At 37.9% G+C, this 25,686-nt stretch carries 23 protein-coding genes and 1 tRNA gene; 5 read left to right on the top strand and 19 right to left on the bottom strand.

Features of this window, described 5'->3' with window-relative positions:
- The first annotated feature begins 11 nt into the window (after positions 1 to 11).
- Positions 12 to 233, top strand: a complete 222-nt coding sequence (locus GN303_RS00750) for a hypothetical protein (protein WP_110439605.1) — start codon at positions 12 to 14, stop codon at positions 231 to 233.
- A gap of 77 nt (positions 234 to 310) precedes the next feature.
- On the opposite strand, the gene ahcY is transcribed toward GN303_RS00750, so the two are convergent.
- The 5 genes from ahcY to GN303_RS00725 all read right to left on the bottom strand — a co-directional run bounded on the left by ahcY (position 311) and on the right by GN303_RS00725 (position 6,657).
- On the bottom strand, positions 311 to 1,609 hold the full coding sequence (ahcY, locus tag GN303_RS00745) for an adenosylhomocysteinase (protein WP_110439612.1): 1,299 nt from the start codon (positions 1,607 to 1,609) through the stop codon (positions 311 to 313).
- A 103-nt stretch (positions 1,610 to 1,712) separates the two neighbouring features.
- On the bottom strand, positions 1,713 to 3,518 hold the full coding sequence (locus GN303_RS00740; protein ID WP_110439604.1) for a DUF262 domain-containing protein: 1,806 nt from the start codon (positions 3,516 to 3,518) through the stop codon (positions 1,713 to 1,715).
- 158 nt (positions 3,519 to 3,676) lie between these two features.
- Positions 3,677 to 5,062, bottom strand: coding sequence for a DNA repair protein RadA (gene radA / locus GN303_RS00735; RefSeq protein WP_110439603.1), 1,386 nt, complete (start codon positions 5,060 to 5,062; stop codon positions 3,677 to 3,679).
- Positions 5,063 to 5,071: 9 nt separating this feature from the next.
- Positions 5,072 to 5,866, bottom strand: a complete 795-nt coding sequence (locus GN303_RS00730) for an ABC transporter ATP-binding protein (protein ID WP_110439602.1) — start codon at positions 5,864 to 5,866, stop codon at positions 5,072 to 5,074.
- The gene (locus GN303_RS00725; RefSeq protein WP_110439601.1) at positions 5,863 to 6,657 is read right to left on the bottom strand and encodes an MlaE family ABC transporter permease; all 795 of its coding nucleotides are present in this window, start codon (positions 6,655 to 6,657) and stop codon (positions 5,863 to 5,865) included. Before GN303_RS00725 ends, GN303_RS00730 begins: the two co-directional genes overlap by 4 nt.
- A gap of 406 nt (positions 6,658 to 7,063) precedes the next feature.
- Here GN303_RS00725 and GN303_RS00720 point away from each other — a divergent pair, with 406 nt between their 5' ends.
- Positions 7,064 to 8,398 carry a UDP-glucose dehydrogenase family protein gene (locus GN303_RS00720; protein WP_110439611.1) on the top strand — a complete coding sequence of 445 codons (1,335 nt, stop codon included), beginning with the start codon at positions 7,064 to 7,066 and terminating at the stop codon, positions 8,396 to 8,398.
- On the opposite strand, the gene GN303_RS00715 is transcribed toward GN303_RS00720, so the two are convergent.
- Entirely contained in the window at positions 8,391 to 9,371 is a 981-nt protein-coding gene (locus GN303_RS00715) for a methyltransferase domain-containing protein (RefSeq protein ID WP_146206674.1), read from the bottom strand. The genes GN303_RS00720 and GN303_RS00715 overlap by 8 nt on opposite strands.
- A 93-nt stretch (positions 9,372 to 9,464) precedes the next feature.
- Positions 9,465 to 10,835 carry an NAD-dependent succinate-semialdehyde dehydrogenase gene (locus tag GN303_RS00710; RefSeq protein ID WP_110439599.1) on the bottom strand — a complete coding sequence of 457 codons (1,371 nt, stop codon included), beginning with the start codon at positions 10,833 to 10,835 and terminating at the stop codon, positions 9,465 to 9,467.
- Positions 10,836 to 11,083: 248 nt separating this feature from the next.
- Between GN303_RS00710 and GN303_RS00705 the strand changes: the two genes are divergently transcribed.
- The 3 genes from GN303_RS00705 to GN303_RS00695 all read left to right on the top strand — a co-directional run bounded on the left by GN303_RS00705 (position 11,084) and on the right by GN303_RS00695 (position 12,801).
- Positions 11,084 to 11,971 carry a ribokinase gene (locus GN303_RS00705; RefSeq protein ID WP_110439598.1) on the top strand — a complete coding sequence of 296 codons (888 nt, stop codon included), beginning with the start codon at positions 11,084 to 11,086 and terminating at the stop codon, positions 11,969 to 11,971.
- Positions 11,972 to 12,000: 29 nt separating this feature from the next.
- Positions 12,001 to 12,618: a trimeric intracellular cation channel family protein gene (locus GN303_RS00700; RefSeq protein WP_110439597.1), complete on the top strand. Its 618-nt coding sequence runs from the start codon at positions 12,001 to 12,003 to the stop codon at positions 12,616 to 12,618.
- A 106-nt stretch (positions 12,619 to 12,724) separates the two neighbouring features.
- Positions 12,725 to 12,801 (top strand) — tRNA-Arg (locus GN303_RS00695).
- A 1,372-nt stretch (positions 12,802 to 14,173) separates the two neighbouring features.
- Here GN303_RS00695 and GN303_RS00690 read toward each other — a convergent pair.
- The 12 genes from GN303_RS00690 to GN303_RS00635 form a co-directional block, all read right to left on the bottom strand.
- Positions 14,174 to 14,581, bottom strand: a complete 408-nt coding sequence (locus GN303_RS00690; RefSeq protein ID WP_110439596.1) for a hypothetical protein — start codon at positions 14,579 to 14,581, stop codon at positions 14,174 to 14,176.
- A 1-nt stretch (position 14,582) separates the two neighbouring features.
- Positions 14,583 to 15,632 carry a tail fiber domain-containing protein gene (locus GN303_RS00685; RefSeq protein WP_158523905.1) on the bottom strand — a complete coding sequence of 350 codons (1,050 nt, stop codon included), beginning with the start codon at positions 15,630 to 15,632 and terminating at the stop codon, positions 14,583 to 14,585.
- Positions 15,633 to 15,673: 41 nt separating this feature from the next.
- The gene (locus GN303_RS00680) at positions 15,674 to 16,180 is read right to left on the bottom strand and encodes a tail fiber domain-containing protein (protein ID WP_110439594.1); all 507 of its coding nucleotides are present in this window, start codon (positions 16,178 to 16,180) and stop codon (positions 15,674 to 15,676) included.
- Positions 16,181 to 16,224: 44 nt separating this feature from the next.
- Positions 16,225 to 19,983 (bottom strand): phage fiber-tail adaptor protein, encoded by a 3,759-nt coding sequence (locus GN303_RS00675; protein WP_156188438.1) that lies wholly within the window; start codon positions 19,981 to 19,983, stop codon positions 16,225 to 16,227.
- Positions 19,984 to 20,045: 62 nt separating this feature from the next.
- Entirely contained in the window at positions 20,046 to 20,513 is a 468-nt protein-coding gene (locus tag GN303_RS00670) for a hypothetical protein (RefSeq protein WP_146206680.1), read from the bottom strand.
- A 15-nt stretch (positions 20,514 to 20,528) separates the two neighbouring features.
- The gene (locus GN303_RS00665) at positions 20,529 to 21,005 is read right to left on the bottom strand and encodes a phage fiber-tail adaptor protein (RefSeq protein ID WP_156188437.1); all 477 of its coding nucleotides are present in this window, start codon (positions 21,003 to 21,005) and stop codon (positions 20,529 to 20,531) included.
- An 11-nt stretch (positions 21,006 to 21,016) separates the two neighbouring features.
- Positions 21,017 to 21,346, bottom strand: a complete 330-nt coding sequence (locus tag GN303_RS00660; protein ID WP_110439313.1) for a hypothetical protein — start codon at positions 21,344 to 21,346, stop codon at positions 21,017 to 21,019.
- Between the two features lie 144 nt (positions 21,347 to 21,490).
- Entirely contained in the window at positions 21,491 to 21,766 is a 276-nt protein-coding gene (locus GN303_RS00655) for a hypothetical protein (protein WP_146206667.1), read from the bottom strand.
- A 1-nt stretch (position 21,767) separates the two neighbouring features.
- The gene (locus tag GN303_RS00650) at positions 21,768 to 22,418 is read right to left on the bottom strand and encodes a hypothetical protein (protein ID WP_110439311.1); all 651 of its coding nucleotides are present in this window, start codon (positions 22,416 to 22,418) and stop codon (positions 21,768 to 21,770) included.
- A gap of 313 nt (positions 22,419 to 22,731) precedes the next feature.
- A complete protein-coding gene (locus GN303_RS00645) occupies positions 22,732 to 22,929 on the bottom strand; it encodes a hypothetical protein (RefSeq protein ID WP_110439310.1) in 198 nt (65 codons plus the stop codon).
- A 16-nt stretch (positions 22,930 to 22,945) separates the two neighbouring features.
- Positions 22,946 to 24,082 carry a cytochrome d ubiquinol oxidase subunit II gene (cydB, locus tag GN303_RS00640; protein WP_110439309.1) on the bottom strand — a complete coding sequence of 379 codons (1,137 nt, stop codon included), beginning with the start codon at positions 24,080 to 24,082 and terminating at the stop codon, positions 22,946 to 22,948.
- 1 nt (position 24,083) lies between these two features.
- The gene (locus tag GN303_RS00635; RefSeq protein ID WP_110439308.1) at positions 24,084 to 25,685 is read right to left on the bottom strand and encodes a cytochrome ubiquinol oxidase subunit I; all 1,602 of its coding nucleotides are present in this window, start codon (positions 25,683 to 25,685) and stop codon (positions 24,084 to 24,086) included.
- Position 25,686 lies beyond the last annotated feature (1 nt).

The raw sequence follows: 25,686 nt of genomic DNA, 5'->3' as shown, positions 1-25,686 counted from the left end.
GGAAAACATTCATGCAAAGTACACTTGTCATTTTAATAATTTCTTTAGCCGGTTTATATTGGATTAATCATTTTTTTCCAATGATTGGCAAATTCATATGGCTAGGAATTGCTTATGTACTTAAATGCATCCATGCTCCCGCAACAAGTCAACAATGGGCCTTGAAACACTGCAATACTCAGAAAACACCAAGTTGTAGCACCTGCAGTAAATGCAATAGCAAATGTCATTGAATATTATTTATTCATTTAAATAAAAAACTCATTACAAATTGTAATGAGTTTTTTTATGTCACTATTATTTTTTAAAACTAATAACGATAAGAATCTGGTTTAAATGGACCTTCAACATCAACGCCAATATAATCGGCCTGAGCTTTATTTAATTTAGACAGAACCGCACCAACTTTTTCGAGATGTAAAGCTGCCACTTTCTCATCCAAGAATTTCGGAAGGGTATAGACTTTTGCTTCATATTTACCCTTTGGTGCTGTCCATAATTCAATCTGTGCCAAAGTTTGATTTGTAAAAGAGGCAGACATCACAAAAGATGGATGACCAGTGGCATTCCCAAGATTAACCAAACGCCCTTCAGAAAGAAGAATAATACGGTTACCATCGGGAAAAATAATCTCATCAACTTGAGGTTTAATATTTTCCCACGTGAAATTCCGTAATTTTTCAACTTGAATTTCCGAATCAAAATGACCAATATTGCAAACGATGGCACGATTTTTCATGGCACGCATATGATCAACGGTGATAATATCAATATTACCGGTACAAGTTACGAAAATATCACCGCGTGGTGCAGCCTCTTCCATAGTGACAATTTCATATCCTTCCATCGCGGCCTGTAATGCACAAATAGGATCAACCTCTGTAACAAGAACACGACAACCAGCATTTCGCAAACTTGCTGCCGAACCCTTACCCACATCACCAAAACCGGCAACAACGGCAACCTTTCCAGACATCATTACATCTGTACCACGACGAATTGCATCGACCAGGCTTTCACGACAACCATATAAATTATCAAATTTAGACTTCGTAACACTGTCATTGACATTGAATGCCGGAACTAATAAGGTTCCTTTCTTTTCCATTTCACGCAAACGGTGAACACCTGTTGTCGTTTCTTCAGACAACCCCTTAATATTTTTTAACATCTCAGGATATTTCTGATGCATTAACAGGGTTAAATCACCCCCGTCATCCAAAATCATATTGGGAACCCAACCATTCGGACCATGAATGGTCTGTTCAATACACCAGTTAAATTCCTCCTCGGTTTCACCTTTCCAAGCAAATACAGGAATACCAGCTGCAGCTATTGCCGCAGCCGCATGATCCTGAGTTGAGAAAATGTTACAAGATGACCAACGCACTTCCGCGCCCAAGGCAACAAGGGTTTCAATTAACACAGCTGTCTGGATAGTCATATGCAAGCAGCCGGCAATTTTCGCTCCCTTAAGAATCTGTTTATCCGCATATTCTTTACGAAGAGCCATTAAACCTGGCATTTCCCCTTCAGAAATAGCAATCTCTTTCCGCCCCCAACTCGCAAGTGAAATATCTTTCACTTTGTAATCATGTTGATCTTTCATCATTTATCAATCCTTTTTATGATCAAATTAATATTATGATGTATTATTAGAGCACATATAAGAAGAGATCAATCTAATGCGTCAAAAACAAAACAGCATATTATTATGAAAAAATAAAATTTGATATTCTTTTCGCTGCTTTTTCAGTTGTTTCTAAAATATCATTTTTCTCCCATTTATCACTAGGATAGTTAATTAAAGTTTTCGCTAAATTATATTTGCTATTTTTATATCCATTTTTATTATGAATAAAACTTTGCTTTTTAGTTTTAAACCATTCATTACTGATACTTCGATTGATATTCTCTTCAAGCAAAATTTTGTTTCCCAATCTGTTAATTACATTTTCAAACTCATTCTTATCCATTTTTGCGTCATGTCGAATTGTCTCAATATTACGACCACTAGCTGGCATGATATGTTCAACATTAACCGTTTCAGAAAAATTAAATTTTAGATTTTTATTTTTAGCGTACAAATATTCATTAACAAATACCAGCATGTTTTTATCATATGTTAATATCGCGTCCTCAACCTCTTTGACATTCCATTTATCATGTATATGATCATAAAAATCCTGACAAATAACATGTTCTGGAATATTAAAATCGACCATCTTTATAATTTCTGCATATAAAAATATCTTAAATTTATTGCTTGAATAACCAGCATCTCCCAACTCTAATAATGAAAATAATTTCAACAATGATTCACAGACATTTATTATTTTATCTTCGGTAATTTCATCTAATTCAAAACGATACAGATAAGCGGCTAGATATAATTTAATATTAACATTACACTTAAGAAGTAACTTTATAATGGAATAATCTTTAATTTTATCCCATTTATATGCAATTTTTTTTAAATTATTGCATAGTAAAAATGGATTTTTTAACAAATCCTGCTCATGATCAGCATAATATCTTCTTAGACCTGGAGTTCTTACATAAATATAAGATTTCAAATATCCCTGTTCTTTAGCACGATTAATGTACATAAATTGTTGCAATACAGAATCAATTGTAACGACTTTTTTAGATTTTAATTTATTTGTTAATTGGAGAATCTCTTCCCATTGAATATTAAATTCCTCTCTTTTATCACCTACATATGAATATAATTTTGCTGAAATAATATCTGCATCTGAAAGCGGCAAACCTGTTGAATTCAATGAATTAAACATTGTAATAGCTTGTTCGACTTGCCAACTGCGTATTTCGATTACCTGACAATTTTTTAAAAAAGTTTTTGTAAATTGATTCAACCAAGAATCGCTATTTTCTCTCAATTTTTCATAAAAATTTTTAAAGTTACGAAAATAGTTTGTATATCGATTATTATTTTTTTTATAAGGCAGTTTAAAAACTTTTTCCTCGGCATCTTTAAAATCACTGGCACCTATAATTTTATTAAATTCTTCTGGATACAATTCATTAATTGATTTATTTCCTAGTATGAGAATATTTTGTGTCTTTTTTGGATCTTTAAGCATAGAAGGTATATTTTCGGCTTCTGCTTTATACAAAATTTCCATAATTTTATTTCTATTCGCTTTAAGACCAGCTATCAATGCCTCTGAATCTTCATCTTTTGAAACAGTTTGTAGCACTTCATTTAATCGTAACAAAATGGCTTTGAGTAACAACAAAAAAGTCGTTGTACGCTGTTGACCGTCAATTAGACTGAATTGATTTTGATCCGAGCAATCAATTATAATGCTTCCAAAAAAATAAGGATCATTTGATTCACTTTCCTTAAAATTCTCTATATCTTCTAACAATTTATCACATTGTCCAATATCCCATGAATATCCCCGTTGATATTCTGGAATTAAAAAATTTTCTGTTCGATTAAGTTTTAAATATAACTCAATATTTTTAAGATTGGGTTCAATATTCTTAGCCATAATTTTTGAATTCCTGACTATAATTTTATTTTTTAGATAATTATCAAAAATTATCTTTTTTTATAAAATTGATTTAATTAACTATTAAATAACGATAATTTTGTATTTCTAACAAATATATCTAAAAGAAAAATTTCAGTAATCAAATGTAATAAATTTTATGTGAATTGAGACACCAAATCACTTATATGACCTAATTCTATCAGCTGTAATCCATTGGGGACGGATAGTTTGTTATTTCCATGTGCAATACGCTTGGGTAAAACAACTTCATCAAAACCTAGCTTAAATGCCTCTTTCATGCGTAAGTCGGCTTGTGGCACCTGTCGAATTTCTCCAGATAAACCAATTTCACCAAAATACACTGAACCTGGAGAGGCGGAATGATGGGTCAAAGCCGAAACCAAAGCTGCTGCCACGGCCAAATCCGCCGCAGGTTCGGTAATTCTCAAACCGCCTGCCATATTTAAATAAACATCCACCCCGTTAAACCGTAACGAACAACGTGTCTCCAAAATAGCAAGCAACATATTAAGGCGTGCATTATCCCATCCAATAACTGTACGTCTTGGCGCTGAATCCCCAAATTTGGGTGCCAACAAGGCCTGCACTTCCAACAAAACAGGACGGGTTCCCTCCAAACCCGCAAAAACGGCTGACCCCGCTATATGACCATGTCGCTCTGCAAGGAATAAAGCAGATGGGTTTGCCACCTCTACCAAACCCTGTCCTGTCATTGAAAAAACACCAATTTCATCTGTTGCACCAAATCGATTTTTTGCTGCCCGTAAAATACGAAATTGATGTCCTCGATCCCCCTCAAAATATAATACGGCATCAACCATATGTTCCAGGACACGCGGCCCCGCTATAGAACCTTCCTTGGTAACATGTCCCACAAAAATCAATGCAAATTCTTTCTGTTTTGCCATACGAATCAATTCAAAAGCCGCAGCCCGAACCTGACTTACCGTCCCAGGGGCCCCATTCGCCGTATCCAGCCACATTGTTTGAATAGAATCAATGATAACGAGACTTATATTTTTTTCTTTTTCCAGCGTTGAAAGAATATCCGCAACATTTATGCAGGCAGCCAGTTGTATGTTTTTTCTTTGTTCCGCATCCTCTAACCCTAACCGATTGGCACGCATTCTTATCTGGTTAACAGACTCCTCTCCTGAAATATATAAAACGGATTGTCCCTGTCTTGATAAAGCACAAGCAGCCTGCAACAATAAAGTTGACTTTCCAATGCCAGGATCTCCTCCTACCAATGTAACTGAAGATTGGACAAGACCTCCACCCAGAACACGATCAAATTCAGAAACACCAATGGACTGACGATCAGGAGGTGAAATCTCACCATCCAGCCCTGTAAACTGAATCATCCTGCCTGCATGTCCCAGTACAGAAATCGGACTTGTTTCCCTGGTTTCCTCGCTAATTGTATTCCATTCACCACAAGCCTCACATCGTCCAGCCCATTTATGATAAATAGCGCCACAACTTTGACAGACAAACATTTTAACCGGCTTTTTCGCCAAAACGTCCTCTTATACTTTCATTTCCATTTTAATAGGACCTGCATAAAGACCATGTGTAAATTGATGCACGTAGGGATTCTCACTCTGCATAAGTTCACCAGCTTCACCCTGCCAAATCAGCTCCCCTTTATACAACATGGCAACCTGATCCCCGATCCGCTGGGCAGAAGCCATATCATGGGTAATGGCAATTGTTGTAGAACCCAGCTTCTTAACGCAATCAACAATCAAGTTATCAATTATTGCTCCCATGATAGGATCCAACCCTGTGGTCGGTTCATCAAAAAAGATAATTTCCGGTTTTGAAGCAATCGCACGTGCCAAGCCAACCCGTTTCTGCATCCCACCAGATAACTCACTGGGATATAAATCGCCAATATTATCTGCATCCAGACCAACAAGTTCCAAAACCCTGTTTGCCCTTTCCCTCGCCCGGGCACGACTAATTCTTGGCTGATTTTTACGATGTCCATTTAAAAGGGCAAAGGCAACATTTTCCCAGATAGGCAAGCTATCGAACAAGGCAGAGTTCTGAAACAACATACCCATTTCCTGTAATTTTTCTGCTTGCTCGGAATATGGCAATTCAAAAATATTTTTGCCATCAATTTCGATCGTGCCACTATCTGGTGTCATTAACCCCAAAATACAGCGAAGCAAAACAGACTTTCCACTTCCAGACCCACCAATAATAACAAAAGAAGTACCCTCCATTACATCCATATTAATGTTACGTAACACATGGTTGCTACCAAAAGATTTGGAAAGATTACGTATACGAATTTTGGGATAAGTTTTGGTCATTTTGCAAAAAAGATATCCGTTAACAAATAATCAAATACTAGCAATAAAATAGAGGCGGCAACAACAGCAGAGGTCGTCGCTGCACCAACCCCCTGTGCGCCCCCACGGCTACGATATCCATGATAACATCCCATCAAGGCAATAAGAAATCCAAAAACCGCCGCTTTCACCAAACCAATTGTAATATCAATAGGTTTCACGGCATTCATGGTCGCCGCAATATAACCCTGGGACGAAAAACCCAATTTAATGACCGAAACAGTAAAACCACCCAGCACCCCCAGGATATCAGCAATCAAAACTAGAAATGGTAAAGCAAGCGTAGCAGCTAGCAAACGGGGAGTGACAAGATATTTGATAGGATTGGTTGATAAGGTTTTGAGCGCATCAATCTGGTTCGTCACCTGCATTGTTCCAATTTCCGCGGCCATGGCTGCCCCCACCCGTCCCGCAACCATCAATCCTGCCAAAACGGGCCCAAGCTCACGAGTGACAGCCAACACAACAATATTGGCAATCGCGCTATTTACATGATACTGGGACATACCAGTATAGGATTGTAACGCGATAACACCTCCAGAAAATAATGCAGTTAAAGCAACAACAGGTAGAGACAAATAACCTATATCAAGTAAAGATCCCAAAAAAATGCGCCAATAAAATGGAGGATAAAAAATATTTATAAATCCGCTTAATGCAAACAATGCAAGGGTACCCGTTTCCCGAACACCGTTTAAAGCCATACGACCTAACAAAGCGATCCAAATCCACGGACGTTTCAATTGATACATCTTAATTCCCGGTTAAACTCATCACAACATTATTAGCTAACGAATTGAGAAGTTGTTCAATAATATTGATTACAAGTTTTATCCTATAATTCTATTATTTTCTAATATTTATATTTAAGCACATAAATATCTTTTATTTTTAAACATTTTATATAGATCAAACATTTTAACCATCATCCTCTTCCCAAGAACAATCCACCCTTAGAATCTAATTATTATTCCCATCAATATTGAATATATCTATTGTCTATATACCACTGAAAACCTCTTCATTATCCTTTATAATGAACTTGTTTCAATATTTTTAAAATTTTTATTTTTTTAATTTTTAAATTAACTTAATTTAATAATCTATAAAACTGGCAATATCTTGATTAAAAATAAGGAATGTTCTGTGCGTATAGCAATGATTGGTGGAGGATATGTTGGTCTTGTTTCTGCTGCTTGTTTTGCAGAATTCGGACTTGATGTCGCTGTCGTGGAAAAGGATCCCAACCGGTTAAATGCGTTAAAGAAAGGAAATATTCCTATCTATGAACCTGGTTTGGATCTTTTGGTTCAGAATAATATCAAAGCCAATCGGTTACAGTTTTTTGAAACGATTAAAGAGGCTATTCCTGATTGTAAGGCCATTTTTATTGCCGTGGGTACACCCCCACGTAACGGTGATGGACATGCTGACATGACTTATGTCCATCAAGCAGCCCTGGAAATTGCAAAACATCTACAAGAATATGCAATTATCGTTACCAAATCAACAGTCCCGGTTGGTACAAGCCGACGGATTGCACAAATCATCCGTAAGGAAAATCCATCTCTTGATTTTGATGTCGCCTCCAATCCTGAATTTCTTCGCGAGGGCGAGGCCATTCAAGATTTCATGACACCTGACCGTATCATTATCGGTATTGAAAAAGACAGAAAAGATCGCGCACAAAAAGCCCAAGAAATCATGAGTCGACTTTACCAACCCTTATTTCAAAAAGAAACACCAATTTTGTTTACCAATTTGGAAAGTGCTGAACTGGCAAAATATGCCTCAAATTGTTTTTTAGCGATGAAACTTTCATATATTAACGAGCTTGCTGATCTTTGTGAACAAGTTGGAGGAAATATAGAGGAAATTGCCAATGCTATTGGATTAGACAGTAGAATCGGCAAATATTTTTTACGGCCAGGCCCAGGTTATGGCGGATCCTGTTTCCCGAAAGACACTCTTGCCCTAATTCGCATCGCCCAAGAAGCAGGTACACCCTCACGGCTGGTAGAGGCAACCGCACAAGCTAATGATGCCAGAAAAGCAAACATAAGTGGAAGAATTATTCAATTATGTGGTGGTAATGTTCACAATAAAACCATTACCATTCTGGGACTTACCTTTAAACCAAATACAGATGATATGCGGGAATCCCCATCTATTCCCATTATTCACCGTTTGGTTGAAGAGGGTGCCCAGATAAAAGTTTTTGACCCTGTTGGAAATGAAAAGGCAAAACCCTTATTACCTAATACAGTTCAATATTTTGATAGAATTAACGATGCAGCCAATCAGGCTGACGCCTTGATTATCCTGACAGAATGGAATGAATTCCGTTCTTTGACACCCAAGACCCTGAAAAACTGGATGAAAAAACCACTGGTAATCGACTTCAGAAATATTTACGATCCCAAAGTGATGAAAAGTGAAAATATTCATTATTATTCAATTGGTCGACCCCTGAAAGAAAAATTTATCATTTAAACAGTTTGACTAATTGACGCAAAGGGGACGTCACACGCCAACAGAAAGAATTCTGTATGGCCGTCAGTTCCTGTTTCAATTTTATATTTTCCTGTTCCAAATGTTGGGCAAAACTGAATTGATAGGGTGAAATTCTAATCTTTTCATAAACCTCTTTCCAGCTTTCAACACATTTTTCCCTATTTTTTTCCGATACAAGAAAAACCGTAAATTCGTAACTCAGCTTTGATGGATCAATATCAAACCATTCCACACAAGCCATTTTTATAAGTCCATGTTCAGCCAAATTCATCATCAGTTTCACAAACAAACCTAAATGCAAAACCCAACAATGAATATCTTCATAATGATCAGGTATTAGTGTTCTTTCCCCCCATTCAAGAACCTCAGAAAACGGGATTTGGCTTTCCAGATTTTCTATATCAGGATATAATCCATATTCTGCATGAATTCTTGGAATATCTTTATCATTAATTTTGTTCAATGCAAAGTCCAACACCAGGTGTGTTTCAGGGCATGTAGATTTCTTTAACCAGGCAGCGAGTAAATCAGCCAACCGGGTAGGCTGCCTTTTCATATCAAAAGAATAACGACCATCTGGCAAAACCAAACGTAATTGTCCATCAGGTTTTAAAATTTGTCGTATTTCCTCAATCCATCCAATCAAGTCTGGGACATGTTCTGCAACATGAGATGCGATTACATAATCAAACTGACCATCCACACACTCCTTCAAAGCACATTCTTTTTTCCAGATATAATCAATCTCTACCAATTGACGAGAATCAAAATTGGTATTCCAGGCAAATTGCTCTTTCAGCTCTTCCGTCGACAAATGATCTGCGTAAAAAACATTTCCATTTTCTCGACATAAAACTGGATCAATCAATGCACCGATTTCCAAACATCGTGCATGTGCAAATCGAATTCCTCTATTTAAACGTTCACGACGTAATGCAATAAAAGGTTCCATAAATTCTTGACCTGAAATAAAAAAGGATTCATTAAATATAATGAATCCCTCTTTTAATCCAAATTTCACTTTATAAATATAGTAAAAATGAAATTATTTCTCGATATAAATTAATTTATGATTAAGGAATTCAAAAATTCCCTCATCAGACAATTCACGACCATATCCAGAATGTTTCACACCGCCAAATGGAAGATCTGGCGCTGTCCAGGTAGGACGGTTGATAAAGACCATGCCGGTATCAATTTCCTTTGCAACCCGCTTTGCACGCTCAACATCTCTTGAAAATACGGTTCCACCCAAACCAAAATCTGAATCATTGGCCAACTCAATTGCCGCTTTTTCATCTGGAACACGAAAGAACATAACAACTGGTCCAAAAAATTCTTTATAGAATACTGGATTTTGCTTGGTAATATCGGTCAAAATGGTCGCCTCCATAAAAGCGCCTGAACGATTTGGACGTTTACCACCAATCACGGCCTTGGCACCATGCTTGACAGCTTCGGCTGTCATATCTGCAATTTCCTGTGCAGCTGCCTCACTGGATAATGGACCCAATGTCGTGCTACGATCCATTGGATCACCCATTTTCAGTTTAGAAAAACAGTCTGTTAAACGTTTCAGATATTCATCTGCAACAGATTCAACAACAATGAAACGTTTTGCGGCAACACAACATTGTCCCGTATTATTCATACGACCCCAAAGACCCCATTTGCATGCTGAATCCAGGTCGGCATCTTCAAGAACAATAAATGCATCACTGCCACCCAGTTCAAGGGTGGATTTCTTAAGATTTTCACCGGCTTTGCCAGCGACAATACTTCCTGCCTTTTCACTTCCCGTAAGTGCAACACCACGGACACGACGATCGGAAATGATTTTGTCGGTATGCTGAGATAATACATAAAGATTGGTATAAACACCTTTTGGTGCACCAGCATCAAGCATCAATTTTTCAAAAGCACCCGCACATTGTGGAACAATGGAAGCATGTTTGACCATTACCACATTTCCAGCCATCAAATTCGTTGCAACAACACGAACAAGTTGATAATAAGGGAAATTCCATGGTTCAACACAGAAAATGATACCTATTGGGTCATATTCAACATAGGCCTTATGACCATCTTTTGGATGTAAGGTTTTTGGTGCAAGAAATTTTTCGGCATTTTCTGCATAGTAATCAAAAATGTCTGCAGTCAAATCAACTTCCGCTTCCGCTTCTGCAATTAGTTTTCCCATTTCCAAGGTAACATAATGAGCAAATTCCGCCTTTTTATCACGCAAAATTGATGCGGCTTTTTTCATCACTTGACGACGAGTAGCAAAATCTGTCTTACGCCATTTTAAGTAAGCAGCTTGAGCTTCATCAATTTTAGCAGCTACTTCATTCTCCGTTAATTCCTGAAAGGTCTTCACCGTTTCATTGTTAAAGGGATTAACTGATTTATAAGCCATTTAAGCCGTCCTTTCTGCTTTCTATTTAACGTAAATTAATACTCTATCTATAATCTTTTTTATGAAATAGGCTACCTTAATATCTAATACAAACATGCAATTTCACAATGTGCGATTAAATATTTTTCATATCAGGTTATTATAACCCATATTTTAAAAGAAATATAAAAATAAATTCTATCAATCTATTTCATTTAAAATAATTATAGTATCTATTTAAATATTGTAACTGACAATAAGGCTTTTTTATGAATAATATTCTGGTTATTGGTAGTTTAAATACTGACCTCGAAACTTCTGTTGATCATTTCCCTGAAACTGGAGAAACCCTGATCGGCGGCCCCTTACAGATTCATTGTGGTGGAAAGGGGAATAATCAGGCAATAGCAGCAGCAAAACTGGGGGCATCAGTTACAATATTGGGTGCAATCGGAAATGATCATTTTGGTCAATTGCTAATAAAAAACCTTAAAAAATATCATGTCAACATTACACCTATAAAAACCTGCAAACAAAGTCCTACTGCAACCGCATTAATAATGCATACAAATACAGATAATACAATTATTGTTACAGAAGGAGCCAATGAAAGTCTATCAGCCCAGGATATTCTCAATGCTGAATCTCTCATCAAATCCCATGATATTATTCTTTTACAGCAGGAAATCCCTTTGGAAACGCAGATTGAAGCCATTGAGATTGCATATCGATTAAAAAAAATAATTGTTGTCAATCCTGCACCTTCACGACAGCTCCCTGCAGATATCATTCCAAAAATCAGTTATCTTTTACCGAACGAACATGAGATAAAAGCCTTTCGACATAATGGATCAGAAACTTACGAAGATATTATCCTGCATAGCTCTACACCCATTATCATGACATGGGGTCGCAGCGGAATACTTTTTAAAAATAAAGAAAAACAGATTCAACATATCCCCGCCTATACCGTACCAACCGTCGATACAACAGGGGCGGGTGATACATTTTGTGGCGCCTTTTGCTGTTTTCTTCATTTGGGATATGAAAAAGCGATTGAAAAAGCCTTGCAAGCTTCTGCACTTTCGGTTACACGCACTGGGGCCCAAAATGGTATGCCCACACTGAAAGAATTAACCGCTTTTCAATTTCATTAACATTTCATATCCCCAGGGAACATGTTCCTATGAGTCATACTTTTTTCCATTATGTTGATTTAATTGGAACATTTGCTTTCGCCATCAGTGGAGCTCTGGCAGCTATTAATCGTAATCTGGATATCTTTGGCGTTTTTTGCATTGCCTTTGTCACAGCCTGTGGTGGAGGAATTGTAAGGGATATCTGTATCGGTTCTTTTCCTTTAGCGGGGATGATGAATCTGGAATATCTCGTTATTGTCTTGACTTCAGTTTTCCTGGCTGCCTTTTTCCAAAAATTACTTTTACATCTCAATCATCCAACTCTGTTTTTTGATGCCATCGGATTGGGTTTTTTTGCTTCGTTTGGCGCCCATAAAGCGTTTGTTTTTACCGGAAATTGCGAAATAAGTATTTTTCTTGGAACACTTACGGCCATCGGTGGAGGAATATTGCGTGATACATTAACCGCCCTGATTCCATCCGTATTAACCAAGGAAATTTATGCCTCTGCCGCCATTGGCGGAGCCATTGTCCAAATTATGGGGGACAAGAATATTATCAGTCCCACCTTTGCTCCATGGTTTGCCATTATAATCTGTAGTGCAATTCGCTTGTTATCTTTAAAATTTAAATGGAATTTACCGTCAATCAAACAAATTCAATAAACCCTGTAATTTATCAATCTTGATATAAGGATAAAAAAAGAAAAATTATATTTGACAAAAGAAAAACTGGCTATTTTCATTAAAACAGAGTATGAACATTTTCAAAGGACCCGTAGCTCAGCTGGATAGAGCGTTGCCCTCCGAAGGCAAAGGCCATGAGTTCGAATCTCGTCGGGTCCGCCAATAGATATGTTTATCAATAAAATTAAACTTTCAATAACAATCAATTATCTTATTTTTTAATTAATATTATTCAACACGATAAATGAATCAAAAAAAAAACAAAAAATTAATAGTACAGAAATTTTGACTTTTTCCATGAAAAAATTATGAATATTTATTTAAGTCAATCATAAAACCACTCTTTAAAAAGTAATTCTATAATCAATAAAGCCTATAATAATTAACTGTAATACTTAAATTGTTGATCCAACCATTCAATACGTCGTTTGACGTAATCAATGATATAATTTACAGGCGATTTTTAAGATTTTACGTCATTGGTTCCGGGTCAATCAAATTTGCTTTCTCGATAATAATTTTGTTAATTGTCTCATTGGAAATTAAATTGCCATTCCACAACTCACGTCATCTTGCATAAATTTCTGGTTTGATGTGATGATATCATCGATAATTCCAAAGGTTTGATATTCGGAAATATTTACCATATGGTTAGTGATTTTTCCACATCCCAACAACATAGGATTAAATTATTAGTAATACTGTAAAAAAACGGTTAATTCATATAAAAATATATAATCAATAATAAATTCTTTTTTACATTTGTTATATCTTTCAATATCCACTTGTACACTTTCAATAGGCGATTCATATAAACTTGGTAATCTGCTATTAATATTTCCTCACGACCAATTAAATTTCATTCATTATGATGGTAGACACATTTTTGCCCAAAATTATCCAAGTATCTTGGCTGATAACAACCTTGAATATAATGCTGATGATCAATCCCTTATTGCGCTTGGGAAAGATTATTTTCTAAAATATACAGACCCATGAGATTCATCATTATACCATACCTCACAAAGGAACCTTGCCATGGAAAATATAGCTGAATTACACATACCTAAATCAAACTAATTGTAATAGGAACATTTGTTTTCTAGTACCAAACAACTGTTTCATCTTTATGAAAATCTCGCCATATTTAGTTGTAATATTGTTCCTAAGCAAAGTTCTATCTGTTCCATATCCTTTTCAAAACCATACCTGAATCTGATAATAAAATATTTATCTACAACAGGATGCATTCTTTTATTCTATATTATAATATTTCTTTACTGACGTTAAACTGACCTGTTCTTGCAATCCCCAGATTCTTACTGCAAAGAATTAAAATAAGATATTCCTTCAAAAAATGAAATACTTATTCCCTTCACTTTATCTGTGGGATTGCTCTCCTTTAATGAAAACCAGCAATGGTCTGTTTGATTTAGATAATACGGTTAAATCCCATTCATCCGATATGTTACTACAACCAAACTAGACAAGATTTTCATTATTAATATATCCTATTTACTACTGTTTTTTGACATCAGCCATAAATCAATTTTCCATAAAATTGTGACATTCCATCAAACAAAATTTCTACAAGGGTAACCGACCCTGCTCTTGTATCAATAAAGGGTTGCCTATTCTGCCATTTGACAGATGCATCAAATTCAACCTCGCAATTTCCTTCATAGGGTTGCTGAAGAATGATCGTCATGCGTTGCAACTGACCCTTTTGCCCTTGCCCAAGTGAAATCCTGCACGCTTTCTGGAGTAGAAGACGATAGCTGATGTCTCCCGCTTTTGGAAACATCAAGGTAATAGCTGGATCATTTACAATCCTGTTTTCAACCAATATACCAGCAGATAAACGATCAACAATCTGTCCACCTGTCATTTCCTGTCCCAACGATCCTTTCGCGAGACCTTGTGTCATATCAAATCTGCTCATTTTATTTACTTTCAAGTTTCATCAGCCGTGTCTCAAGATCATTAATTTTCCGTTTATGAGCAGCTAAAAGCATACAAAGAACTTCTGTATATCTCAGTTTTTGACGATAAATAATGTCACCCTTGTCATCTTTTGGCACTTCCTGAACAGATTTAAGGATCGGGTTCCCGTTTTCATCCTTCTCGCCTGTATCCACCCTCTTGAATTCAAGTGATGCATCCTGCGTCCACATGGCATAATCGGATGGATCAAGTCCCGCATCCCTGATCGCCTGTTCTATATCCTGCGCGATAAAACCTGTATGAACACGTGCCTTGTCCTCACCTTTCTCTTTTATCGCGTCATTCAGCTTGTAATTGACAACATTGACATTATACAGAGCATCCATCAGTTTCCTGTCGGAATTATCGGCTTTTTCATCAAGGATGGATGTGATGGTCTTGACATTTTTGTCCGAGGTCACGTTTGGTGCGGTCTTTATGAAAAGATTGTTCCATGAATTTCCCGCACGTCCCAGGTCCCCGCCGCCATCATTAAGGGGATGAAAGGAAACAGAACCAAATGCATAATTGGCATTAATGTTGTCAGACCATACTACACTAGTAAAACTCTTGTTATTACCTTTTTCACCATTAAAATTTACAGAATACTGAATATGTATTTCCCTGGATTTTGGATTGGGTTCATAATCTTTTGTATAATCACCATTTATTGGTCTTAAACCCGCATTAATCCATGTAACACCATCCATATCCTTAGGCTGTGGATACACAAATTGTCCTGTCAAATCAAGTATTACAATACCCAAGGGTTTATTTGCATCATCAATGGAAAAATATTTATCTAGATCTAAATTATTGACATAGGTTCTAATGTTATCAACATTACTTTGTGCTTGACTTGCAATTGCTGTGACACTTGCAATCTGTTCTTTTGTATCATTTGCTGTTTTAACAAGTTCTGAAAGTTGCTGTGATGTATTACCACCATCCATTGAAACATTACATGCAGACAGGTCCAGATCTTTTGGAGCGTTATTTTGATTTGTCATTTTATATCTCTTAATTAATTTCATTCATTAATTTGAAAAATTTATTTTAAATTTAATAGCCTAGTTTCTAAATCACTAATTCTTTGCTCGTAAACTTGTTTAAAATCCTCAAGTTTTTTCAATTTTTGTTTAAATGCTTGAATAAAAACACAAAATATTTCATCATATCGTAAAGACTGCCTGTAAACCTGATTACTATCAGCATCTTTTAAAAATATACATTCTCTTTTTGTAACAGGATTACCCCTGTCATCCTTTTCGCCTGTCTCAATATCTTGTGTCTCAAAAACTTTTTCTTCTATCCACATTCCATAATCAGAAGCTGACAAACCTTTATCTTTCAAAGACTTCTCGACCTCCTGAGCTATAAAACCATTATGCAATCTGGCTTTACTCTCTCCCTTTTTATCAATAGCGTAATTAAGCTTGAATGTATGAACATCAAGATTATAGATTGCATCTAGCAATTTCTGGTTTTCAACATTATCTTCATCAATAGAAACAGTACAATCTGAGAGATTCAGATTCTTTGGAGACGAATTAATCATTTTAATGCCCTATATATCTATAATTGAATAAAAAAATATAGCTATTAAGCAACACAAAGTACGCCGCCATTATTCCAGGAATTTTTATAGTAGACAGAACCATCAGTAAGAACGATATTACCGTTTAATGACAATCCTTCAGGCATTTTTTTACTGCCGTTAACATAATCATCAGAAGCTATGTATAAATTACCATTTAATAAAAAATCATTTGGAATTTCAGAAACCTTTTCAGGCGCAATAACTACTCCATCTTTATTTCTATAAAGACCGGAATTGACTTTCTCAATTGAATCATTACTCATCATAAAGGAAAAGGTCAAATCATCATTCATGATAACGGATTGAACACTAATCCCTTGCTGTCCTTTTTCTCCCTTCGGAATTGAAAAATCAAAAACTGCATTTATATCAGATCCTGAATTCGTTATTTGAGCAGGTTGGTCAGCTTCGACAGATACAATGTTACCTATTTTGATTGTTGCCGCTTTGGCAACCGGATCAATCCATTCAGTACCGTTCCACCATAGAGGTTCTTTTTTATCAATATCATATGATTGTGTTCCTATTGGATAATCAACAGGCAATTTATCCTTGGTTGTAGGGGTTACATAAGGATAAGTAAATTTTCCTGTATGATCTTTTTTCATTGCGGCATAAGACGGATATAAAGACCATTCAGCCTGTCCTTCTCCACCTTCTTTTGAACACCAAAAGATACCATCTTTACCAAATCGTATTTCATCCTGATATCCCAATGATGTAATGGTTTTGGGTTGTTCTTTTTCTGATAAATATAAATTACTCAATAATCCAGCGCTTCTACTTCTCTTAACATAATAATATGTCCTATTTTGATCTATCCAATGCGCCATAAGAGTTACAACATCACCAACCCTTATAGTGATAATAGCATCTTTTTTAAATGCTTCCCCTTTTCCATCAACCAACTGGTTTTCACAAATAATATCAGTTTTAATTTTATAACCTGATTTATCCATATCAGAACCATAACACACAAAGGTATATGACCCTTGATACCCCTTAAATTCTAACGGCTGACAATCAGGTAACCAACAGGCTCCCCCAGCAAATATATATCCTTTTAACTCCTCAATCTTATCAGCCTTTGCTGATGCCAGGATATTAGCTATTCCCTCGGATGGAGCAAATGCTATAATTTTGCTTTGTGCACCAACCGTGTAAATATCAAACAGTGTTTTATCCGCATAAGCGTGAACATCATCATCTAAATAGATGGAAACTTTAGCATCAGGATTAATAGACTGCGTTATTATAAACGGATTATTAATAGGTTGAGTCAACTGACCCCGTGCATCCAATCCTGCAACTCCATTTGGATGATTTATTTCAATATTTGGAATGGCCTGATGAGCAAGATCGACGACTTTACCCAAAGAGGCATCCTGATGGGATGGAGTTGGGACTTTTATGGTATAATCCAACATTTCAGCGGATAATTTACCCGCGCCATCTGTTCCGACCTTTCCGCCATCTGACTGAATTGACTTGACGTTGAGTTCAGTTGATCCGTCATTCGTATAGCTGTCCCCCTTTTCTCCCTTGGGAATGGAGAACTCGAGCACGGCGGTATTTTCTGATCCTGAATTGCGAACGGATGCCTGGACATCCGGATCTGTGGTGGTCACGGTTCCTATACGTATGGTAGCTGCGGCCCCCTCTTTTCCGATCGGGCCCACATCCCCCTTCTCCCCTTTTGGAATGCTGAACTGCAGGATCGCATCATGTTCATCGCCAATATTTTTGATGGTTGCCGCCTCATCGGGTCTTAAAGGCTGCACCTGCTCAACAACCCTGACAGTTGCCGCTTTTCCCTGGGGTCCCGCAACTTTTCCTAAAGGTCCGCCCCAGGTCTTGTCATTGGTGTATATATAGGCGCTGGCCTCACCAGTCTTTTCATCAAGATAAAGATATTGATCCCCCGCTCTTGGCATACCACGGGGATCATTAAGACCAATTGTCGCATCAGGCAAGTTATGACCACTATACCAGCGTGAGCCATCATCCCCTTTTGCACCTTTCTCACCCTGCAATCCCTGCAATCCCTGCGGGCCGGTATCACCACGGGGACCCCTGATGCTGCCAAGACTGACCCAATCCCAGCTATCTCCATGCGGAATGGTGCGCTTGACCTCCCAGCTCGTCGTGTTGATCCATACAACATTCGGGTTTAGGGGGGCGCTTCCCTGATCCGGATCCTGCTGGCTGGTGATGATGCGGGTTCCATCAAAACCGTCCCTGCCGTCCTTGCCTGCTTCCCCTTTCTCTCCCTGAATACCCTGCAGTCCCTGCGGGCCAGTATCACCCTGCAATCCCTGCGGGCCGGTATCACCACGGGGACCCCTGATGCTGCCAAGACTGACCCAATCCCAGCTATCTCCATGCGGAATGGTGCGCTTGACCTCCCAGCTCGTCGTGTTGATCCATACAACATTCGGGTTTAGGGGGGCGCTTCCCTGATCCGGATCCTGCTGGCTGGTGATGATGCGGGTTCCATCAAAACCGTCCCTGCCGTCCTTGCCTGCTTCCCCTTTCTCTCCCTGAATGCCCTGCAGTCCCTGCGGGCCAGTATCACCCTGCAATCCCTGCGGGCCGATATCACCTTGTTTACCTTGAAGGTTTCCAACCTTTTGCCAATTCGTGCCATTGAAAACAAACAGATCATTGGAAGCTGTATTCAGGAAACTATCCCCGACCCTATAGCTTGAAGAGGTTACAGGATCCTCCTGGGCAAAAAACCATAAAGAACCTCTCTCTCCCTGATCTCCTTTCAAATTGGCCAGCCTGACCCATTGATTATCATTAAATGTGAACAGGTTGCTGTTGGTAATATTGAAATAGAGATCACTCTTTTTATAAACCTCATTGTAAACGGGATCCACAGTACCAGTATATATGATACTTCCAGCCTCCCCCTTCAGATTCCCAGACTTGTGCCAGCTATATGCATCCCCGCCCCGGGAGACAGTTTCAAACAAATCTCCTGTGACATCATTGAGCCAGACAATATTTTCCTTGGCATCACGGGCAACAGGATCACGATTGGACAACAGAATTTGCGTGCCTGCCTTCCCCTGTATCCCCTGTATGCCTTGCCTACCTTCAGGAATGGTAAAATCAAGAACAACGTTATGCTCATCACCCCTGTTCTCAACAGCAGCATCACTCCCTGCCGCACCTGTCACAACGTTTCCAATCTTTACCGTCGCGGCCTGGCCCTGCTCACCCTGAGGCCCAACCTGACCACGGGGCAAGGTGAAATCCAGAACGGCATCCACCTCGGTTCCCGAATTGACAATCTTTGGATCCCCATCAGGTTCTGTAGGCAAAACCTTGCCAACCGTAACCGTTGCAGCACATCCTTGAGGACCCTGGGGACCCGTATCCCCCAATACATAATTGCCAGCCTCGCCACTGCCCATGATTCCTTCCGGCATAATTGGCAATGTCACAACAAACTCACGTTCCTCATTTGCACGTGTGGTTACCAAAAAACGAATACCGATTTTGGTATTCATTGTCCCTCCACTGATACGTGCCTTAAAGGTCTGCCCAGATACCGTAATCCGATCAACACTAAGTGTCTCATCTGAAGGTTGGGCACTTACACAGCTGATTGCATCAGAGGGAGAAAGGCGATTGACCATTGAAAACTGGTAATAGACACTTTCCAATGGTGATTTACATTGCAGATCAATCTCACGATGTCCCAAACATCCAGCTGGAACGATAATAATTCGACTGCCTTGATCACAGTTCATTTTTTAATCCTTATTGATTACTGAAATTTATATGTAAAATTAATTTATTATTTCCATCTTTATTATTCACATACCTGTTTAACGGAACCCTTCATTAAAAAACCTCCGTTAATCCAGGGACTTCCATCTCCTGGATCCTGGGTGGGAAGCATCGCAAACATCTCTTTTAATGCACTGCTTAATCCCTGCGGGGAAACCGTACCAAATCGTGATACATCCCCGCTGGCCAGACAGACAAATCCCTCATTCAGCCATAGGGAACGGCCATCTGCCGGATCTGTCCTGGACATTGACTGAACAGCCTTCTCCAATAAATATAAAGCTGCCCCTGAACTAAACTCTTCAACCCTGGCACGATAAAATTGCGTCTGTTCCCCATCCTTGCGAATAACCAACAGCTCATCTTGCAACCCTATTTCATTCGTAGAATTTAACATAGTCACCTGATCTGATGCCACGATTGTTTCCTGCTCGCAAAACTCCAGATTGCAGACACCCTCACACTGACAATCGCTCTTTCTGTTACTCATCCCTATTCCTTCCCCTTAGATACATATAAAAAAACCGTTATCATCAAGAAGATAACGGTCAATAAGCTTTATTCCATTCAATGGCGGTCGTATGTCAGGCGGTCTTGTCTGGGAAGCCATACTTATGAACCTCTCCTCCCTCCGCTCTGTTGCGGCATGTCCAAAAGTGGACAAAATCATCTCCTGGATTACGCTCCTGCCCCGGTCTGTCTGCGCTGTATAGGTCAGACAATAAGAATGACTAGCCCAGCCACCAGAAATAAACGCCGTTAAAAACCTGTCATGCGCCAGAACACTCTCCACCTTCAATCCCAGGCCATGCACTAAAACCGTCCCGGATACAACCCTTTCCCCATCAGACAAACGATGAAAAAAATCAACGCTGTAATCCTGATAAGATGTGACGTTCTTCGGGGGAAATACAGACAGTTCCCTCTTCGGGCGTCTCAGTACCTGGTATACACAATAGCTGTTCAAAAAAAACGTTCGCATTAAATACATCGCTAACTATCCATATCTATTTGAAAATTCGTCATCAAATTCTTATAAGAGGGAGCAGGATTATTGATGATCTGAACAGAATTACAAAATGCACTATTTCGACTAAGAAAAGCAATACCATTAGACTCTATAAGTTCAAAATTAGGAAAACCACTAAGTTTTTGACCTGCCACTCTATCTTCTGTAATATCTAGATCCCATGTTCCTGTTCCCCAACTAAAAAATGCGCCTTCTGCAATACTTGTATCGAAATAAATGCTATATGTAAAAGATACTCGCATTGGAGCGGCCGCACCACCTCCAATAATTGGATGTAAATTTCCTATAGGCAATTGACCAAATACACATCCAGCAAATACAAAATCACCTCCTTAATTTAAGAAAGTAGTCCACATTGGTAAAGAAGAATCATTTAAATTATCTATATCTGGTATTATAAACTCAACTCCATTGAATACAATTTTATAGCGATCATATTACCCTGTAAAACCATACATATAAACAAAATTTATTTTTTGCCCGACAGCTTTTGTATTCCATAATAAATGAATAATTAGTCTTGTAATACCTATAAATGAATTAGCCCAGCCTGAATCTTGACCATTATTGGTCAATTCATTTTTTGCATTTTCGTAAAATACATCTCCATAGGATTGGAATGTAATATATCTTGATCCAACATTAAAATATTTTATATCATATCCAATCCATTCATTTTCAGGTTCTACATATGGAGCTCCATTCAAAGACAAATTAAATATATCCCCAGATTTTAAATAAACAGTAATGCCCCCTTCCATCAGGCGTCACAGATATAGCTTTTGTAATTGAAAAAAATGGCTTGTTTCTTGTCCCATCACCAGTATTATCACTCCCTTCAGTAGATGATACATAAACCTCAGTAATAACCGTAGGTGATGCAATTAGCATTTTACCATCATCATTATAATATAAAGTATTACCCTCTCGTTCTGAAATCACAGGATATTGTATCCAACCGTTTTGAGGGTTGATTATGTTAACTTTATTCTGGTTGGGATTAAATCTGTTATTATCCTCCAAACATTGCCATAAAACCCAAGGCCTGTTTGGATCATCCCCCTGCACAATGGTTCCTTTTGAATAACCATTGTTTTTATTACAAAAATCCTGGTTGAAACTTGGCAGACCTCCCGTCTGTATCCACTGTATAGCCTCTGTAATCTGGTATAAAATCCCGTTATGATCCTGTCCCCAGGGTGGAACGCCACCTTTCAGGGTAGAAATCATAGTTTGTTTTGGAAAACCTTTTTCAATATCCGCACGTCCATTTTGATAATCAGCCCCAGTATCTTCGATATTAAAGCGATCATCATATTCTGCCCATTTAGAGGAGAAAAGCTTTCCAGGTCTTTGAATAGACATATATAACCCCAACCAACTTTATTGTAAAATAACTAATTAATCATAATAAGAAATTAATTAATTACTTATTGATTAAATAGGGATTATTTGCCTTAGTTAATTAACTTATCAATATTATTCATTTACAAATTTTAATATATCACTTAATTATTTTAAATAACAAAGCCGAGAAAAATATTTTTCTCGGCTTTGTTATTTAAAATACATCTATTACATTAGGGAAAAATTCTTTTAGTAATAAAATAAAATATCAAATAAACAGCCAAATAAATAAAAGGAACGCAAAATATGATTAATTCAAGATAACCACCCATTAGAATTCTCCTGTCGAATCACGTAAATCTGATTGGGCATCAAATAAAACGGCCCCTGCCACTGATATGAGAATAATCATCACTGTACCAATTAACCATGCAAAATACCAAGGTCCCTGATCACCCACAAAAACAGCGATTAATAATGCGACTATTAAAACTAGGCCTAGTCCAGTGAAACGTAGAAATGTAGACATAATAACACCTTATTATTCAATAACTGTGATGATCATTTATGATATTAGAAGTTTTAACCTTACCCCGCATGACATAAAAGCACCATGACGTATAAGAAAGGATAATAGGCACAAAAAGACAAGCCACAACAGCCATGCAAATTAGTCCGTATAAACTACCGCAACTGTTCCATATTGTCAGACTTTGATTTGGAATTGTTGTTGAAGGCATAAAAAACGGAAACATGGCAGCCCCAACCGTACCAATAACACCAATCCAGGAACCAAGCCCAATCCACCAGGCAGCAACAGGTCTATCAGATTTAACCATTAATGTTCCCAGTAACATACATAAAACACCCAGCAAAGGTAAACCCCATAAAATTGGATGTTCATAAAAATGATGTAACCAGGCCCCTTTATATAATGCAACATTCTGACCAAATAATGGATTTGAAGGCATTGCAGGATGACCACTGACTAAAACAAATCCTTTAATCTGCGTAATCCATAATCCTCCCAACACAAATAATATTATCGCTATCATCCCTGCAATAGTGGCATATTTTTTTGCCCGTAAATAAATGGGATCTTCACCACGTATCATCAACATGGCTCCACCTTGATAAATACTTAACGAAACCGATAATAAACCACATAAAACAGCAAATGGATTAATCAGATAACTCCAGAAAGATTCATCTTGAAAATACTGTCCATTCCAAATGAAATGATATCCTACACCTTGCAAGATATTACCAAAGGCTGCTCCACAGACAAACATTGGAAAGAAACCAGAAACCAAAAAAATCCAGTCCCAACTCGAACGCCATAATTTTGCATCAACTTTTGATCTAAATTCAAAAGCTACAGGTCGCAAAATCATGCTGAACAACAGTAAAACCATAACAACATAGAAAACAGAAAACGCCGTGGCATACAAGGTCGGGAAAGCAGCAAAAATGGCACCTGCTCCCAAAATAAACCATACCTGATTCCCTTCCCAATGGGGTCCGATAATATTAAGGGCTGTACGACGCTCAACATCTTTTTTGCCAACAAAACGAAGAAGCATACCAACACCCATATCCATACCGACCATCAGGCCCAATCCAATAAGCAGGATACATAATAATGTTGCCCAGATTAATTTGAGAATTACATAATACTCCATATCAATCTCCCCAGCCTTCTTGATATGTAAACACTTTTTTCGATAAAGAATCCTTATCTTGATATTTTACCGGCCCAAGTCGAGCAAATTTAAACATCAAATAAAATTCCACGACAATAAATACACTGTAAAATAATAAGAAGCCGATCAAGGAAAAAACCATATATCCCGCACTATGTGTTGACGAAGAAACAACTGTTGGCAGAATTTCATAAACGGACCATGGTTGTCTTCCTACCTCTGCTGTGATCCAACCGAACTCGGATGCAATAAAAGGAAGCGGAATTGACCATGTAATTATCTTTAAAAACAAACGGTTTTTTTCAATTTGTCTTTTCAGACTTACATAAGATCCCATGGCAAAAATGACAAAGAAATAAATTGCAAGGAAAACCATAATTCTGAAGGCCCAGAATGTGACAAAGACATTAGGGACAATATCATTCTTAGTTTTTTCAATAATAGTCGATTTATACTCTGACGTAATCTTTGCTATATCCTGATCCGGAGCATATTGACTTGCCAGAAAACCATATCCCATATCTTTTTGATGAGCCTTAAATATATCAAGATCGACCTGTCGATGGCCTTCCCCATAACGTTTTAAAGCCGCTACCGCCTTTATACCCGACTCAATTCTTGGAACCGCTTGATTTTTCAATTCCTTAACACCAGGAATAGGGGTTGTAAAATCATGGGTTAACAAAGGGGTTAAAACAAAAGGAATTCCAACCTCCAGATAGTTTGTCTGCTTTTTATCATCGGGAATACCAAATAAAATCCATGGTTCATAAGGAGGTTTGCTTGTTTCCCACAATCCTTCCATTGCAGCAACTTTTGTCGGTTGATGCATATAGTCCAATCGGCCAAGGACATCCCCAAGCGTTATGACTGCAATTGTTGAAATAATTCCAAATAATGCGGCCATACGAAAAGAACGTGCGGCAAATTCACGATGCTGTTTACGTAATAAATAAAATGCGCTAATCCCCATTACAAACATTGATGCGGTTACAAATCCTGCCACAGAAGTGTGTACAGCTTTTGCCTGTGCATCAGGATTGAAAACCAGAGCAACAAAACTTGTTGAGGTTAATCGCATGGTCTCTGGATCAAAATGAGCCCCTGCAGGCATATTCATGCACGCATTTGCCACTAAAATCCATAAGGCGGAAATATTTGACCCCAATGCGACAAGATAGGTAATTGCCAGATGCGCACCACGGCTCAACCGGTCCCATCCAAAAAACATTAGTCCAATAAATGTTGATTCCATAAAGAAGGCCATTAAACCTTCAATCGCAAGAGGTGTTCCAAAAATATCGCCAAAGAACCTTGAATACATTGACCAGTTCGTGCCGAATTCGAATTCCATGGTTAATCCTGTTGCGACACCAATCGCAAAATTAACACCAAATAATTTTCCCCAGAATTGTGTCATTTCCTTGTAAATTTCTTTACCAGTAATGACGTAGGCAGTTTCCATGGCAGCCAAGATAAATGTTAGACCCAGTGTCAAAGGAACAAACATGAAATGATACAAAGCTGTCAAAGCAAACTGAAAGCGGGAAAGATTTACAACCAGAAGGTGTATCCCATCCATT

The sequence above is a fragment of the Commensalibacter melissae genome (assembly GCF_009734185.1).
Taxonomy (GTDB): Bacteria; Pseudomonadota; Alphaproteobacteria; order Acetobacterales; family Acetobacteraceae; genus Commensalibacter; species Commensalibacter melissae.
This window is presented reverse-complemented; position numbering and strand designations above follow the sequence as displayed.